Source organism: bacterium (assembly GCA_013360215.1).
Lineage (GTDB): Bacteria > CLD3 > CLD3 > SB21 > SB21 > JABWCP01.
This window is the reverse complement of the sequence record JABWCP010000004.1, coordinates 123,285-140,121: the sequence shown is the minus strand read 5'-3', so window position 1 is coordinate 140,121 and position 16,837 is coordinate 123,285. Positions and strand designations below refer to the sequence as shown.

The window sequence follows — 16,837 nt, the reverse complement described above, 5'->3', positions numbered from 1 at the left end:
TTATTAATTAGGAGTGCTTTCTCAAAATTTCAGCAAATCTATACACATCAAGAAAGGAATTATACAACGGCACCGGTGCAACTCGAACGACATCAGGTTCACGCCAGTCTGCGATTATCCCTGCTTCACTCAGATTTTCAAATAGCCTTTTTCCGTTTCGTTTGGTTTGTATTGAAATTTGACAGCCGCGCTGAGAAGAATCTGATGGAGTGATCAATGCAAAATTATCGGTTTTTATATCATGGATCAAATATTCAAGATAACCCGTAAGAAGAAGGCTCTTTTTTCTTAGGCGATCCATACCCGCTTCATCGAATATATCCAAAGATGCACGCAATGAAGCCATCAATAACACAGGCGCATTACTTAGTTGCCAAGATTCCGCCGTCGGGATAGGTACAAAATCGGGCTTCATTAGGAATCTTGTTTTTTTATCATGCCCCCACCATCCCGCAAAACGAGGTATGTTGTGATTACGTGTGTGGTTTTCGTGTATGTATATTCCCGATATACCCCCGGGACCGGAATTCAGATATTTATACGAACACCACGCTGCAAAATCCACGTTCCAATCATGTAAACTCAAAATAATATTACCTGCAGCATGTGCCAAATCAAATCCTACTAAACAACCGGCACTATGCCCTACTGCTGTAATGCGTGGCATATCTAAGGCCTGTCCTGTGTAGTAATTAACTCCGCCCAATAAAATCAAAGCTATTTCATGGCCGTGAGATTGAATATATTCTTCAATATCATCTGTTCGTAGAATTTCTTCGCCATCTCTTGGCATTATTTCTACTAACGCTGTTTTGGGATCATAACCATGAAAGCGAATTTGTGACTGTACGGCATATTGATCGGATGGAAACGCTGTTTTTTCAATCAGTATTTTATGTCTTTCTTTGGTCGGCCTGTAAAACGAAACCATCAATAGATGCAAATTAGTCGTTAGCGAATTCATATGCACCACTTCGTGTTCATTAGCACCGACTATTTTTGCCGCTTTTGCAGTCAAAAATTCATGATAAGGCATCCACGGATTTTTGGCATGAAAATGCCCTTCGACTCCGAGAGTTTCCCAATCTTTGAGTTCTTGTTCGATATAAGAACGTACGGATTTAGGTTGAAGACCAAGCGAGTTGCCGCAAAAATAAATAGATTGAGTTCCGTCCTTATAAAGGGGAATATGAAACCGTGAACGAAATTCTTTTAAGGAATCTTCTTGATCTAATTTTTGAGCAAAACCAACGCTGTTTTCGAAATTCATGTTTTATGGGAGTAATTTATTTTTTGTTGTGCCTGATACATCAAAATACGACTTGGGGCCGCATCAGCAACAAAGTTAGGAATCTGTATGTTTATGAAATAATTACCGTCGGCAATACTATTATCAACATATATCATTTCAGTAATGGTTTTGCGTGAATGCACCTCCGGATGAATATCGTGTGATCCTTGAGGTACTCCCCAAAAAACATGATGCGCTGACAACTTGCCTTCATCAAATAAACGATCTATCGAAGGTGTATCCACTAATAGATGCTCTACACCGATCTCAAAAAGATAATCCATTGCCTCTAGAGAAAAAAATGGAGGGTTCTCCTCCATATAATTGCGCGATTTTTTGGTTGGATCGTTTGGCGTTGTCCGAATAACAAGGGCCGACATAAATTCACGAGGCAAAGTATGAAGTTTATAAAAAAGACTTTTAGCTGTGATAATAAGATCCGCGCTCTGCTTATCCGGTGTGTATGTCTCGGCCGAATTTACAGCTTTTTCTGGTTCGATCGTAATGAGTGTTGCAGGAATCAAAAGTCTATCAAAATAGGTGTTGATTGCAATACGTTCTCTACTGATATGCCCCACACATTCGGTATGTGTACCATTACAATGCGGGACGATGCGGTATTCTTCAAAATTGCAACTTCCGCCTCTTCGTACGTCACCTACAAATTTCCCGTCTTCATAAGATCTTGCAGATGCGGCAGGAACACCATAAGTATTAGGTTGCAAGCCATCAAAATATACGGGTATTGAAATATCCAACGGGCTGTTAAGATCTATAGTGTATTCCGCATCATTACAATTAATAAATATCTGCATCATTTATTAACCCCGTAGAGTTTCAAGATTGATATTAAGCCACTCGGCTGCGGTACCACTTAGTATTCGTTCTTTGATATTTTCAGATAAGTCGTTCATGGATTCGACTAATGATCCCGGAATTTCTTCACCGAGCGGGAATGGATAATCGGACCCCAAAGCGATTCTTTTTTCTCCGACAAGTTCGATCAAATAATGCAACATGCGCGCATCATGTACTAAGGAATCAAAATAAAATTTTCCGAGATATTCCCGCGGATTCCGTTTGTTATCTACGGCTACAAGATCGGGACGACAATGAAACCCGTGTTCGATTCGTCCGATCGTCGAAGGAAAAGACCCTCCGCCGTGTGCAAATGCCACACGCAAATTGGGTAAACGTTCAAAAACGCCGCCAAAAATCATCGAACAGATCGCGAGCGAAGTTTCGGCCGGCATCCCAACGAGCCACGGCAACCAATACTTGGACATCCGATCCTGACCCATCATATCCCAGGGGTGTACAAAAATCGCAGCGCCCATTTTTTCTGCTGCTTGGAAAAATGGGAATAACCGTTCATCGTTAAGATTCCACTCATTGACGTGAGATCCGATCTGTACGCCCTTAAGTCCAATTTTCATACATCGCTCTAATTCAGCAATTGCCAAATCCGGTGCTTGCAAAGGAACCGTACCCAATCCACTAAAGCGATGAGGAAACTGCCTAACTATTTCTGCAATATGGTCATTTAGAAATATAGAAATATCCAAACCATCTTGCGGTTTTGCCCAATAACTAAACATAACCGGAATGGTTGATAAAACCTGCATATTTACACCATGCCCGGTGCTCTCTTTTATGCGTACATGCGGATCCCAGCAGTTGGACTCTATCTCGCGAAAAAACTTACCGTCAACGATCATTCTGGCACACGACGGTTTGTGATGTTCCAAAGACACAAAACCTCCATATCCAAATTTCTTGGCAAAATCAGGAAGTTTCTCGGGCAGAATATGAGTATGAATATCTATTTTGATCATATATTTATTTTTTTGCGTACCCGGTATCAAGAGTTTTTTTCTCGTACCGAATGGTGTTCGACCGAAGTTTTCTCAAAAGAGCAATGCGAATCAAACCGCTAAATGGCCCGATTAATGTCCAATATAATCTGAATTTGCGTCGCGTTTTTTGCTCGCGACAAAATATTCGCGTTTCGGTATAAACCGTCGTAATACCGTTCGTTTCTGTGAGAAAAAAATTCCAGGCGGCTTTAGCCAAATCGTTTTCTGAACATGAAACAAACCGTTCCGCAGGTATGTCGGTTCTTACATTGGCGCTTATTTGCCAAAACTTTCCGATTATGCCCAGTACAATTTCAGATCCTTTGACCTCTGAAATCACATTCATTCCCGAATCACTCAGATCATGCAGGGTATGTTTTTTTAACTGCGGTTTTGATTTACCCATCAGCCAAGCCGGTATGCTTCGTAACCCCATCAGCAATTGAAGAGTACGAATGCTAGTCAAATCCATATCCATAAGCGTCTTCCAAACGACATCGCGTTTGCATGGAATCAAAATTTGATACTGTGCCCGCGCATGATAATCAGGTAAAACTTGATCCAGAAGCATAAAATTTTTCGGGTTATTTCCTCTTTACGGATTTGGCCGGCTTTTTTGTTTTCTTTTTTATGACATTATTCTTTTTGATTTTTTGTCTTTTAGATTTTTGTTTTTCTTTTGCAACGGGCAATACCGGACGTTCCATTTTGGTACCGCAATTTTTGCATGTACAATGCTCTGGATTTCCATAAAACCGATCAAATACCGGCGGAAGTTGTGTTACAATATTGGTAAGATAAAAGTATTCCTCATAAAGCTTCGTGCCGCATTTCTCACAAAACCATATGCATCCGTCTTTTTCTTCCGTGGCACGTTTTTTTTCGATGACTAAACCGACTGTATTCGCCGGCCTTTGCGGTGAATGAGGAGTTCGAGGTGGCAGAAGAAAAATATCTCCTTCATTGATTTTGACATCTCGCGGTTTACCGTTTTCGATAATTTTCAGTGTGATGTTGCCTTCCAATTGATAATAGAATTCTTCGCCTTCATTATAATGGTAATCCTTACGCGCATTAGGTCCACCGACGACCATGATTATAAAATCCGTGTCTTTCCAAACCACCTGATTTCCGACTGGCGGTTTGAGGAGATAACGATGCTCATTTATCCATTTTTTAAAATTAAAAGCGGTGAGCTGACCCATGATTTACCTCCTAAAATATTTTATAACGATGATGGAACATACGATTTAAACCATTGCATGATGTCTTCAGCGTCGCCATCTCCGGTAGATTTGCGAAGTATCTTTTCTTGCATGGAACCTATGGATGAGGTAATAAACCGATGTTGCATCGATTCATTTTGTTTCCAACCCAATTTTTCGGCTAAAATTCTTATTTGATCACCACCAAATCGAGTGAAAATCGGGCTGTCCGTAGATTCATACCATTGAATGCTTTCTGCTTTCACGTTTATAGCCCAATTCATTAGCAAAATGTCTTTTTCCGGTGTAGGAAAATGCTCTGCTACAATGATTTTTTTCTTCTTTTCTTCCTGCACGGCAGGCGGTTGGTTTGGAGACACATGGATTGCTTTTGATAAGATCACCACAGGATCATTATAATAACCGGTCGCCCAACGATCTGCATCGGTTATTGCATGCAATTCTTTTAAAATTAAATTATTTTTTTTAGCTGATACTACAAGTTGCTCTAAAGTTTTTGGAAAGTGAGCAATGATCATAATACCGTCTGAGTCATGAGAATAATCGGCCAAGCCCAAAATCAGATTATGTATCTTTATATCTTCAGCTTGCCAAATAACATCATCCTCTCGGATTGGTTTTTTTGCTTTTTTTGAGAAAAACCCGAACATGATTTGCGGCTTTTTGAATTGCTCATACATAATAAAAATCCCCGCCTGCAAATGCAAACGGGGATTTTTATCATTGAATGTGTTTAATTATTTGGGGTTGCCGATCATGACGTAGGGTGCCCAGAAAAACGGGTGGATATGGTAATCACCTTTACGGATTAATGCGATTTGTGCTTGTCGCATAGCTTCTGATTTGGCCAATCCTTTTTTCAGTCCATCATAAAAATTGACCATGATTATTTTAGTTGATTCATCATCTACCGGCCACAATGTTGCAACCGTCGTCGGTGCACCGGCAATCGCAAACGCACGCGAAAGGCTTATAAGTTCTACACCAGTTGCGCTTTTACCCATAGAGGTATTACATGCCGATAAAACGACCAGTTCATTTTTTTCTTTTAAAGGCATTTTGAGAATTTCACTGATAGTCAGTTTATCGTCTTCATTTTTTGCCTTATTAGGCGCCATCAATAAAAACGATTTTTGAGGTTCATCGCTGGATAAAAACCCGTGTGTTGCAAAATGTACAACTTCGGTATTGCCTGAAAGATCTTTGGCTTTATCTTTTGTTGCGTCTTGATTTTTGTATAGCAAGGCATCGGTATAAGCCGCTTTGATGATTTTAGCTTCTTCTTCTGCCCCGGGTAAACTTCCGTCCGGATTTCCAAAAACAAGAACATTATTGATTTTGTTCTGTTTTTTCTTGTTGATGATATCCATCAGAGTTGCGGCCGTAAGATAATTCACGGCTTTTTTCTCTACCAAAAAGGATATGTCCCCATCTTGGGTTTCAGTGGCCAAACACTGGAACGGAACATAATACAAACTTGCAGCCGGGATTATAGTTACGTTTTTATATTTTGCATCTTTGATGGTTTCCCAAACCGGTAAAATCAAATAGTCATTCAATTTTACCATAATGTCGCGCAGCGGTTTGGTATGACGTTCATAAAAACGTGAGTCTTCACCTTGTTTCCAATTTGCCAATTTGGTATCAAAACGGCCACGCTTCATCAAAGAAGTAACATCATTGATATAGTAGCGATATTTGTTAACAAGTGAGTCTATCGTCGTGGATGATACGGGAACCGATTTGGCCTCGATCTTATCCTTGGTGATCATAAAAATGTAAAGCGCGTCGTCCGCCGGGAAATATTCTAAAATCACTACATCATCGGAGAGTTGCTTTTGTATATCACTTAACTGTATCGGATCAACTTTGATCACCTGATAAATATTGGGGTACTTCGTTTCCAAATCAATCATCAGAGCATTGAAGTCGCCTTGATTTTTGGTCAATGACTTGCTAAGACTGTCAATGCGCGCTTTATCTTGTTTATCCGCCGGTTTGGCTTTTTCATCGGCAATCTTCTTTTCGAGTTCTTCGGTTTTCTTTTGCAGATCTTGAACCTTATCAACCTGCTTTTGTTCTTCTTTATTGTTAAATGCGAGTTTCCCGGAGCTCAAAACATCATTGGACATTTTGGCTTTGCTGCGCTCAATGTAGTAAAGCGCTTCTGCCGCATTATCATCAAGTTTGAGCAAACGAATTAATCGTTTGTAAACGGGGTTCTTGTCTTTGAGATAGCTGTCAAAAAAATCTTTATTGGTAAAATTTCCACGGAAAGATTCTATGATTTCGACCGATTTTTTGAGCGCAACGATAGCTGATTTTCTATTCTCGGATTCTTTTTGTGCGTCTTTCAAAATGGCAGCCTGCTTCATAAAACTTTCATAGATCGAACCGATATATGAATAGGTGCGCCAAGCGCCTTCACGATCTCCTATTTCTTCAAGAATCCCTACACTGCGTTGATAAAACTTTAACGCGCCCGCTTCGTCGTCGGTTTTGTAATACAATCGGGCAAGATTAGCCATATCGTAAGCCATGCCGGCTTTGTAACCGATCTCAGAATGAATTTTCAAAGCTTGATTTAGATAGTCTGAAGCTTCATCATAAAACTCACCTTCAAAATACATGGTGGCGATATTGTTGAGATCGTTTGCAACTCCGGTTTTATCTTTCAATTCTTCGTGATATTGTTTCGCTTTGAGATGATATGCCATGAGCGAACCAATATCTTCTAAAGAAAAACTCTGCTTGTTTTGACGTAACTCGGCAAGTTTGAGGCGATAAGATGAAATTCCCCAGTTGCCTAAAGCGCTCGCCGCTCCGGATTTATTTTTTGTTTCAATAAATAATGGCACGGCCGCTTTAAAATTTTCGACGGCCTTACCGTGTTGATTTAACACCTGATACAGAAGCCCCAGATAATTATAACAATCGGCGGCGACTGATTTTTTCTTTTTTATACTGCTATAATACTTCAACGCCGATTCAAAAAAACCAACGGCTTGTTCGTATTGACCATTGGAATATGCAACAACGCCGTTTTGAAAATCGGATTCTTTTTGGGCTTGTGCGGTATCGACAAGCATTACAAACGTTAAACAAATAAACCATTTTCTCATAAAAATCCTCGCGATATCCTCTGATATTCAGCCGGTACGCTATGCCGGAGTTGTTAGTATTTTCTTTTTCTCATTCAAAAAAAACTCTTTAAAAGTCGTTTTAAAATGAGCTACGTGTTCTGATTTCAAAAATTTATTGTTTAATCCTGCGGCTACGATCTGTTCTTCGATGGCTTCATATCCACCCATTAGTGGTATTTCGACGACGGCATACGTTGTATCCCCTTTTGTGGATTGCGTATATTCCGCAACAGTACTCCCCTTGAGGGTGGTTGATTTTTTAAACATGGCTTTTATGTCTGATTTATATTTTTCCAAATCCATAGATGCATCAAACATGCTTTTGTTTTCGGGATAAAACTTTTCTAATAATGCTATAGCATCCTTAGAAAGCGTTTCGATTAGGGACGTTCTCCCGTTCAATTCGGCATTGCTGCGTGCCGCCGATTCGGTACGGAGTCTGGATGCCCCTGTTGCGTCATAAACCAGTTCTTCTAATGATGACGGCTTGTCTTCGGTTGAAGGTGATTCATTTTCGGGTTGAACGGTTTCCGGTGTTTTTTCTGTTTTTTCAGTGCCCTTTTTTTTGACCTCGCCACAAGCAACGAGTGAGCAGATTAAACACCCGATAATTATAAATGATTTCATTTCTTCTCCCAATGAACGCTCGTTATTTTAATGCCGCATTCATGTTATCAACTATTTCTTTGGATGCTTTTTTACTCAGATTTTGGAGCGCGATAATCCCCGCCTTTTCTGCGGCGCCTACAGACAACCCTTTTTCACGCTGAATATCGCTGGATGCTAAAACTTTACCGGTTTCCAAGTCCACTACGCGTATGGAGCAGTCAGCCCACGCCGATACACGATTACTTGTACCCCCACCGTAAGGATTGGTCGAACCTCCGACGGACTCCATGGCTTTAGCATAACCGATCACCAATACATCGGCCATAGATTTGATCGCATTGGCTGCCGCATCATCGCCAGATTCTGCTGACGCTTTGGCTTGTTCGCGAGAAATAGCACGATATACTTCATTTTTATCAATGACTTTATATTTGCTTGCAAGCAATTGTTTGACGATGTCGCCCTCGATAATAGAACTTGATTGAGGTTTTCCAATGTTTTCTTCAAAAATCAAAATAGCTATACGGGATACCGATGAACCGCGCGCCGAAAAACTAAAATCTTTGAATACGGTTTTTGCTTTTTCGAGTGCACCCGGAAGTTGGGTCGCAAAAGCTTCAAAATCAGCCGTACTGAGACCTATACGAACTTTATTAACACCACTCGCATTAACGGATTCGACGGCATGCACTGTAAATCCTGCATTTCCGGAACCATCTGTTTGAGCAGACAAATCCGCTTTTACGACAGTAGGAGCTACGGATGAAGAAACTAAAACAGCTCCCTTGACGGACATCACATTGCCCATGTTGTCATACACAAGTCGAGCTACTAAGGGTTGAGCTAAGGGTTCATTTTTCGTTCCCTTTTGAGCGTCGCCGCTTACGATTTCAACGCGCATTCGCCCAAGCAATTGCTTGAGTTGTGTGTCAAATGTCGCACGAACGGATACACTTTTGCCGGATCCGTCAATGTCACCTTCGATGGGCTCTTTATTGATTGCTTCCGCTATGACCACTTCTTTTGCGCCTTCAAGATACTGTGTGAGCGCGATATAATAATCTCCGTTTGCTTCCGATGATTTTGCCGCCATATAATAGGTTTTGGCAACATTGATCGCTTTTTTCAATCGTTCAGCAAACTGACGATTGACTTCTTCAATGGATATCTCACAATAAGCGTAACGTTTTTTGGATGATTTATCCGTATGAAATTCAACGATCAGATTTTTAAGTGATTCGCTGGAAAAAGATTCCGTTACGGAATTAAAGCTTTCGCTATAGCTACCTGATGAACTTCCGCCGGAAGACGAACTGCGTTCTTCCATGGCGCTGGTTACTTTACTGGTGATTTCAGAACGAATTGCTCGAATGACTTGAGCTCGCGCTTCCGATTCAGCGTCTTTTTCATCTTGAGCTTGATTTGAAGTAATTGGCGCTACACCCAAACCTTGATAATATCCGGGGCGCGATGGACGATTGGGTAAGCTTTTTTTCCAATCTGGATAACTGGCGGCTTTACTTCCGGTTTGTGCTGTCGCCGTAGGTGTATCTCCGGTTCCGCCGGGTTTGCTTATTCCCGTTCCCAAACCTGTCGTCGCGGTTGGTTTATCTGTAGTACTTCCGATTTCTTCTTCCTGACCCCAGCCGCCTAAGACTTTATTCAAACGGGCTAGTGCGTCGTTGGCGTTCATTTTAACGCCGTTTATTTTGCCAGATGCTGCATCTGTAGAAACCTGATTTTTAAATTTTTCTGCAAAATCTGTTTTGCTCAATACAGCCTTTGCATAGAACTTGATTTTTTTTCCGCTTTTTTCACCTTGTGGTGGATAATATTCTTCTATGATTACATTCTTGAGCGTAAGGTTCGTCATGGCTTGGGTTATTTCACTAAAATATTCCTGTGCCGCACCGGTTGATCCTGCTTCTGTTGTTGTATTGGCCTCCTCCATAAAATTGGTAGTCAGACTTTGCACTTGGGTTTGTAACACTTGAGCGATTTTTTTTCGTGCATCTGTTTCAGCTTCACTTTTTGCGGCTTGTTCGGACATCGCTTCACCTATGCCGGCAGCGACTATAACGTCTTCATATAAGCCCGGTTTGGTAATCCATTCGGGCGTTCCACCTTTTTTGGTTTTCGATTTTTTATCATCTTTTGATTTTTTCTTCTGAGCTTGTGCTTGATCCATTGGAAGTAAGGTGGCCACAATAAGCGCCATCGCAAGCATCCACATACAACGTTTCATTATCAGATCCTCCAGTAGTATTTATATATATATTATTGATTCACTTTATCTAATGCGGCGTTCAATCGCTCGAGAGCAGCGGCGGCTTTTTCTCGACCCGAACTAAGTATTCGTTTTGCTTTTTGTTCTTGAGTCTCGTTGGGTTTTGTTTGTGGTATATTCATTACTTCGGATGCTTTTTTCTTTAATTTAGAAATCATGCTTCCGGTAAATAGCCTTCCTAAGGCATAATATGTTACTTTTCCATCTTTTTCACGTTTTGTATATACGGACAGTACCTGAGATCCTTGTAAACTGACATCCGTTGCTTCTTTAGTCAATGAGGACATATAGTCATTGAGTGGTTCGCCTTTTGTATCGCCCGATTTTTCTTCGATTTCGATCCATGACTTTGTGATATTTTCCACTGTCACGGATACGGTCTTAGCCAATTTGGTTCTTGCGTCGGCTTTCGCTTTTTCTATACCTTGTGTTTCAGAAAAATATTTTCCGTTGTCAATACCCACTGCAAATATTGCTTCTTTATCCTTAGGCAATTTATTGATCCACGTGGGTAAACCATCTTTGGATTTGAGATAATCGCGATTGATCATTTTACCAAGTTTATCGCTTAACCCTTTTAGACCTTTTTCATCTTTAACTTTAGTTTTTGCTTTTTCTTGTATTTGGCCAACAACCTTGCTTAGCGACATGCGAACAAGTGCATAATGCCATTTCGTAGATTTGTCATACCATGTTTCCACGATCTGCGTACCACTTAGTGTTGCTTCAGAAACTTGATTGGACATCTCTTCCATAAAACTTTGTTGGGATCCGTAAGAAGCGCTACCTTCGTTAACTTCATACCAGTCAGTTAGTATAGCGTTTACTTCCGTTTTTACAGTTGCCGCTATTTCTGCTCTGGCTTTATCTTTGGCTGATTCACGCCCATTAACATAAAAATAAAATTTTTCAGCTATGCCAAGTGCGTATATAGCATCATCTTCTTCGGGTAACCCATTTATCCAATCCGGTTTTGAGGAGCGTATATATGATTTGGGATCTTTTAAGCCCTTGAGGGAAACTTCCAGTTTTTCGATTTTTTTTGCTTCTTTTTTCCCTCCGGAATTTTCTTTGGCAAACGCTACGATTTTAGTTTGAATTGTACCAACCCCCGAAAGAGGCATAGATACTAAAGAATAGGTCAACCCTTCCGGATCCACCCAACGCCCTACCACTTGTGCCCCACGCACGGATTCAAAAACGTCCTGATCTATCGTTTTTTCTAATTCTTGAATGAAACCTGTACCACCTACGGTTCCCGACCAACTTTGAACTGTTGTTTTAATATTTAGTTTCAGTGTTTGTGATAACTCCGACCTGGCGGCGCTATCGGCGGCGGCTTCTCCCGCTTTCTTTTCATAATAACGATTGACCAATCCTACGGCGTACAGCGTACCATCTTTCATTGGCAATTCATTGACCCACTGTGGTGCCGAGCCTTGTGACCATAAATTAGTTTGTACAAAGCAAAGAAAAATAACAAACCACAGAAATTTGATTTTAGATTGCATTTCCATAATTGCCCTCATACAAACTTGAAGCGAAAACGAATATGTAAGTACCTTAAATGTGGTAATGTGTTCCAAATAACTTCTCAAAATCAAGTTATGTCGCGGTATTTGTATAAGAATGTTCAAAAAAAACGGGCTGTACCATTTTATTTAATGGCTACAGCCCGGATAATTGTTAGCTAATCTGCAGATTCCGATGTTTTTTCCCATTTACCGATCGCTTTATCAAGCGCTTTTAGAGCTTCGTCGGCACTGGCTTTTACATTTTTGATTTTCTTCTGTGCAATATCATCGGCAACCTTTTTCTTAAATTCATCTACGAGTGATGATTTTTTTAATACCATTTTTGCGTAAAATTTGATTCTATTTCCGTCTTTTTCACCCATCGGAGGCCAGTATTCTTCCAAAACAGCACCGTTGAGAGTAATATTGGTCAAGGTTTGAGTAACTTCTTGAAAATATTCCTGTGCGGCCGATTCAGTACCTTTTTCTGTTGTTGTACCAGCTTCTTCCATGAAGTTTGTTGTGAGACTTTTGACTTGCGTCTGAAGTGCTTCGGCTATTTTTTTGCGCCCGTTTTGTTCGGCTTGGCTTTTTGCTTTTTGCTCGGAAAGCCCTTCTCCTATGCCGGCCGCAACGATCACATCCTCATAAAGCCCGGGTTTGCTGACCCATTTAGGAATTTTATTTTCATTTTTGGATGTCGCTTTACCGCCACCACAAGACATGAAAATCAAAAGTGAACTAATCAAAAACATTTGAACTGATTTCATACCTACTCCTATCAGATTTCAAAAAAATAACCGTAGCCTCATCAAAGTGAAGCTACGGTTAGCATTACTAAAAATTACTTTTATTCTTCTGCGCCGCCTTCTTCACTGGTTGAAGGACCGTTGTCGTTGGTTTTTTCCCATTTGCCGATCGCATTATCAAGAGCTTTCAGAGCATCATCGGCAGAACCTTTGACACTTTTGATTTTCTTTTTAGCGATGTCTTCTTCAACTTGTTTTTTATACGCGTCTACAACGGCTGATTTTTTGAGCACTACCTTGGCGTAGAACTTTATTTTTCCGCCATTTTTCTCGCCCATTGGCGGCCAATATTCTTCGATCATCGCGCCACTCAACGTCTGATTGGTCATGGATTGAGTCACTTCAGAAAAATATTCCTGAGCCGCTCCAGAGGATCCTTCTTCGGTGGTCGTCGTAGCTTCTTCCATGAAGTTGGTTGTTAGGCTTTTTACTTCCGTAGAAAGGGCTTCTGCGATCTTTTTACGACCATTTTGTTCAGCCTGGCTTTTAGCTTTTTGTTCATTAAAACCTTCGCCTACACCAGCTGCGACAATCACATCTTCATAAAGACCCGGTTTGGAAATCCACTCCGGCGGTCCATCTTTTTTCTTTTTCTTCTTCTTTTTGTCTTTTTGTGCCATCGCGTCAATGCTTGTTAGCGAAACAGCTAACATCGCGATCAACGCCATCATCATGGCTTGACCCAAAAAACGTTTCATACAGCACTCCTTGAGTTAAATAAATGAATAGAGGAACTTATGCAAAATTAGAGCATATTGGTTTGTTTAATATTTAATTTTATTGAGAACTGCGTAAGGAAAGACTATTCTTGATTGTTTCAAAATTTACCTAAGCCCTTATATAAAGTCAAGTTTTTTAAAATTACGTTTTAGTCTTTGAAACACTATTGATATAAACTAATTTCATGAGGTAAATAACAAATTAATGAGTAATAAAGCTTTGAAAAACAAAAGTTTCGGAATATATGTGCACATACCGTTTTGCGAGAGAGTGTGTATTTATTGTGATTTTTTTGTCACTACGGCACGCAAATACCGACCTGCTTTTATCGAATCCATTAACAGGGAAATTCATTATGTTGCTTCTCAATTAGAAGCTCCAGAAGCCCGTACAATTTATTTAGGCGGCGGTACCCCCTCTTTCCTTGTGGATGGTCAAGTTACTTCCATTTTAAAGTCAATTTATTGTAACTTTAAAAAAGTTGAAAATTGCGAAATTACCATAGAAGTGAACCCCAATAACGTCAATTCCGAAAAATTAGATGAGTTTAGTAGATCAGGAATTAACAGGCTAAGTTTGGGAATACAGTCATTGAATAATAAAGAATTAGAGTCCTTATATAGAAATCATAATCGTGATCAAGCTGTAAGTGCCTTTGTAACGGCTAGAAAAGCCGGTTTTAAAAACATCAGTGTTGATGTTATTTTTGGCTTGCCGGGACAAACATTGGAAAATCTGCAAAATACGGTTACGGGTATAATCAAAATGGATCCCGAGCATATTTCGATTTACAACCTGACCATTGAAGAACGAACCTATCTCCATAAAATGGTAAAATCGAAAAAAGTTGTTCTTCTTGACGATGAAAGAGAATTTGAAATGTTTTCTTGGCTTTCGGAATATCTTGAAAAATCAGGTTATTCTCATTACGAAATATCTAATTTTGCAAAGGATGGGTTTGAGTCTAAACATAACTCATCGTATTGGAATGGGCTTTCATACTTAGGGTTTGGCCCATCTGCACATAGCTTCGATAACTCGCGACGATGGTGGAATGTACGCGATCTGTCTACATACATTGCTTACGCAGGAATTGAAAACCAAAAAATAATTGAAGCCGAGGAGGATTTAAATATAAATGAAAGAATAACCGAGTTTGTTTTTTTAAACTTGAGACAAAAAAGGGGTATTAATAAAAAAGTTTTTTTGGATACGTTCGGTATTTCTTTTGACGCGAAGTTTGAAAAAGCCCTTTACGAATCGGAACCTTATATAAATAACAATTCAGATGTTGTTTTTTTAAATCAAGCTGGTATGTTTTTATATAATCAGGTTTGTTTGTTATTCGTTAAGAATTTGAATGAATAAGCATTATTCATTCCACACTATTTCTATTTTTTTTACTTGATCGCCGACTTGTATTTGATCTACAACATCCATCCCGTTCTCTACACTTGCAAAAATAGAATACCTCCCATCAAGATGCGTCTGATCTGAATGAGTTATAAACCATTGTGAGCCTTCGGTATCTTTACCCGCACTAGCCATTCCGACTACACCTCGTGAATAATGTAATGTATTATACTCTGATACTATCGAATATCCTGGACCGCCCCAACCGGTTCCCGTCGGATCGCCGGTTTGAATTACAAAGTTGGGAACAACGCGATGAAAATAAACGCCTTCAAAATATTTTTTTTCAGCTAATTCAACAAAATTTAAAACACTTATAGGTGCTTCACTTGTATGGAAAACCAATTCAATTAATCCTTTGGATGTATGAATTTTCGCTTTTGGTTTTTTCACAAAAATTTGATCTAATTTTTTGTAGTCTAAAGATGTATTAGAATTTGTTTTTGGCAAGGAGTCTTTATAAGAGACACCGGTTGTTTTTTCGAGTTGTTCGGCGGCGTATGTAGAAATTTTGTTTTCAGGATCTTTGATAAAAGTTTTTATGAAGGGATAAGAGCTTTTATGGTTAATCTGGATCAGAGCATCTATAACACCTATTTTTCCTTCCGTATCAAACGGTTTTCGAATTGATTCAAAAGCCTGTATAATCTTTTTTGTTAGGGCTTCCTTTTTGCTGTCATCTTTTCGATATACTGTATCTTCGGCAATTTTTCCTGCAACGATCGATAACAATGTAGGATCGCTCGTATTAATAGATTGAAAAATTAAATCCCTTGCTTCGTTATTATTAATTTTACTCAAACCCTCGATCGTTTGATATCGAACAAGTAAAAATGAATCATTTAATGCTGTTTTATAATAAACCATCAAATCTGGAGATGTGAGGTTAGATAATGATTCAAATATTTTAGCTCTAACATATGCGTTTTTTATTTGATTCACTTTTTTACAATATTCGATAAATTCGCCGTTTTCTAAAAGCTTATTTCCAAACATAAAACAAAGCGCATTAAAAAATTCAGCGTTTTCCATGTTTTTATCGGTATTCGTTAAATAACGATCAAACAAATCATCAAGAAATACGTTGTTAGGTTTTATATCACCAGAATAACTTTTTGCTATCGATCGTATTGCACTTATTCTTACGTGTTCATTTTTATCTTTTGTTTTTTCTAAGGCCGTTAAATAATAAATCTTCTTAATATCTTCGAAATCAAATTTATAATTCCCGAGACTAGAGGCTGCGTTGGATCGGACACGCCAATCTGGGTCATTATGCAGAATTTCAATCAACGTATTTATCGTTGTTTTATAGAATTCATTGGTTTTATTGATCTTCATATTTCCGATTGCACGTACTATATCCATACGAACTCGTGGATCACTATCTTTTACATAGTTTAAAATATACTTTACTGTATTTGTGTCAGATATACGCATATATGCATAGGCGGCTGACCATCGTACATCATCGTTTTTACTGGTAATACTTTCATTAAGATACGTAATTACGTTTATATTTTTTTGATTTCTATTTGCTAGTCTTGCTAAACTCAAATTAACATGTTTCTTTAAAGTGGGATTTGTATCTTTTTTTGCAATTTCTAAAATTTTTATTATTGAATTTTGATACCCTACTTTACTTAATGCATCTACATATAATTGATACTGTGTATCTTTATTAGGTTCAATTTGTTCTATAAGGAATTTTTCTATTCTTAAGTTTAGATTATGATTATTAAGAAAACCTAATTGTCCTAATGAAAATAAATAAGCATTATACACTAAATCAGATTTTTCTGTTTTGATTTTTTCTTCGATAAGAAGAATACTATTACTATCCTGAAGTTCACCTAAACACCGAACAGCATTTAATCGTTCTGTTTCAGATTCTTTATTTAAAAGCTTATATATTTCTTTATTTTTTCTTTCTATTTTTGCATTTAACAAGTTTTGTTTGTAGACCATT

14 protein-coding genes are annotated in these 16,837 nt (G+C 38.9%); 1 reads left to right on the top strand and 13 read right to left on the bottom strand.

Annotation, left to right across the window (positions count from 1 at the left end; translation table 11 throughout):
* Positions 1 to 7: 7 nt before the first annotated feature.
* From kynU to HUU58_03945, 12 genes are all read right to left on the bottom strand, one after another.
* Entirely contained in the window at positions 8 to 1,270 is a 1,263-nt protein-coding gene (kynU, locus tag HUU58_04000) for a kynureninase (protein ID NUN44822.1), read from the bottom strand.
* Positions 1,267 to 2,109, bottom strand: a complete 843-nt coding sequence (locus HUU58_03995; protein ID NUN44821.1) for a cyclase family protein — start codon at positions 2,107 to 2,109, stop codon at positions 1,267 to 1,269. The genes kynU and HUU58_03995 overlap by 4 nt, the downstream gene beginning before the upstream one ends.
* A 3-nt stretch (positions 2,110 to 2,112) precedes the next feature.
* Positions 2,113 to 3,123, bottom strand: a complete 1,011-nt coding sequence (locus tag HUU58_03990) for an amidohydrolase (GenBank protein ID NUN44820.1) — start codon at positions 3,121 to 3,123, stop codon at positions 2,113 to 2,115.
* 7 nt (positions 3,124 to 3,130) lie between these two features.
* Positions 3,131 to 3,718, bottom strand: coding sequence for a hypothetical protein (locus HUU58_03985; protein ID NUN44819.1), 588 nt, complete (start codon positions 3,716 to 3,718; stop codon positions 3,131 to 3,133).
* Between the two features lie 13 nt (positions 3,719 to 3,731).
* Positions 3,732 to 4,352 (bottom strand): 3-hydroxyanthranilate 3,4-dioxygenase, encoded by a 621-nt coding sequence (locus HUU58_03980; GenBank protein NUN44818.1) that lies wholly within the window; start codon positions 4,350 to 4,352, stop codon positions 3,732 to 3,734.
* Between the two features lie 20 nt (positions 4,353 to 4,372).
* The gene (locus HUU58_03975; protein ID NUN44817.1) at positions 4,373 to 5,053 is read right to left on the bottom strand and encodes a hypothetical protein; all 681 of its coding nucleotides are present in this window, start codon (positions 5,051 to 5,053) and stop codon (positions 4,373 to 4,375) included.
* A 57-nt stretch (positions 5,054 to 5,110) separates the two neighbouring features.
* The gene (locus HUU58_03970; GenBank protein ID NUN44816.1) at positions 5,111 to 7,495 is read right to left on the bottom strand and encodes a CHAT domain-containing protein; all 2,385 of its coding nucleotides are present in this window, start codon (positions 7,493 to 7,495) and stop codon (positions 5,111 to 5,113) included.
* Positions 7,496 to 7,534: 39 nt separating this feature from the next.
* Complete coding sequence (locus tag HUU58_03965) at positions 7,535 to 8,155, bottom strand: hypothetical protein (GenBank protein NUN44815.1); 621 nt, start codon at positions 8,153 to 8,155, stop codon at positions 7,535 to 7,537.
* Positions 8,156 to 8,165: 10 nt separating this feature from the next.
* Positions 8,166 to 10,370 (bottom strand): LPP20 family lipoprotein, encoded by a 2,205-nt coding sequence (locus tag HUU58_03960; protein NUN44814.1) that lies wholly within the window; start codon positions 10,368 to 10,370, stop codon positions 8,166 to 8,168.
* Between the two features lie 32 nt (positions 10,371 to 10,402).
* Positions 10,403 to 11,929 (bottom strand): LPP20 family lipoprotein, encoded by a 1,527-nt coding sequence (locus HUU58_03955; protein NUN44813.1) that lies wholly within the window; start codon positions 11,927 to 11,929, stop codon positions 10,403 to 10,405.
* 173 nt (positions 11,930 to 12,102) lie between these two features.
* A complete protein-coding gene (locus tag HUU58_03950; GenBank protein ID NUN44812.1) occupies positions 12,103 to 12,696 on the bottom strand; it encodes an LPP20 family lipoprotein in 594 nt (197 codons plus the stop codon).
* An 80-nt stretch (positions 12,697 to 12,776) separates the two neighbouring features.
* On the bottom strand, positions 12,777 to 13,433 hold the full coding sequence (locus HUU58_03945; GenBank protein NUN44811.1) for an LPP20 family lipoprotein: 657 nt from the start codon (positions 13,431 to 13,433) through the stop codon (positions 12,777 to 12,779).
* Positions 13,434 to 13,659: 226 nt separating this feature from the next.
* On the opposite strand from HUU58_03945, the gene hemW reads away from it, so the two are divergent.
* Positions 13,660 to 14,823: a radical SAM family heme chaperone HemW gene (gene hemW / locus HUU58_03940; protein ID NUN44810.1), complete on the top strand. Its 1,164-nt coding sequence runs from the start codon at positions 13,660 to 13,662 to the stop codon at positions 14,821 to 14,823.
* Between the two features lie 3 nt (positions 14,824 to 14,826).
* Here hemW and HUU58_03935 read toward each other — a convergent pair whose 3' ends face one another.
* Complete coding sequence (locus HUU58_03935) at positions 14,827 to 16,836, bottom strand: peptidylprolyl isomerase (protein ID NUN44809.1); 2,010 nt, start codon at positions 16,834 to 16,836, stop codon at positions 14,827 to 14,829.
* Position 16,837 lies beyond the last annotated feature (1 nt).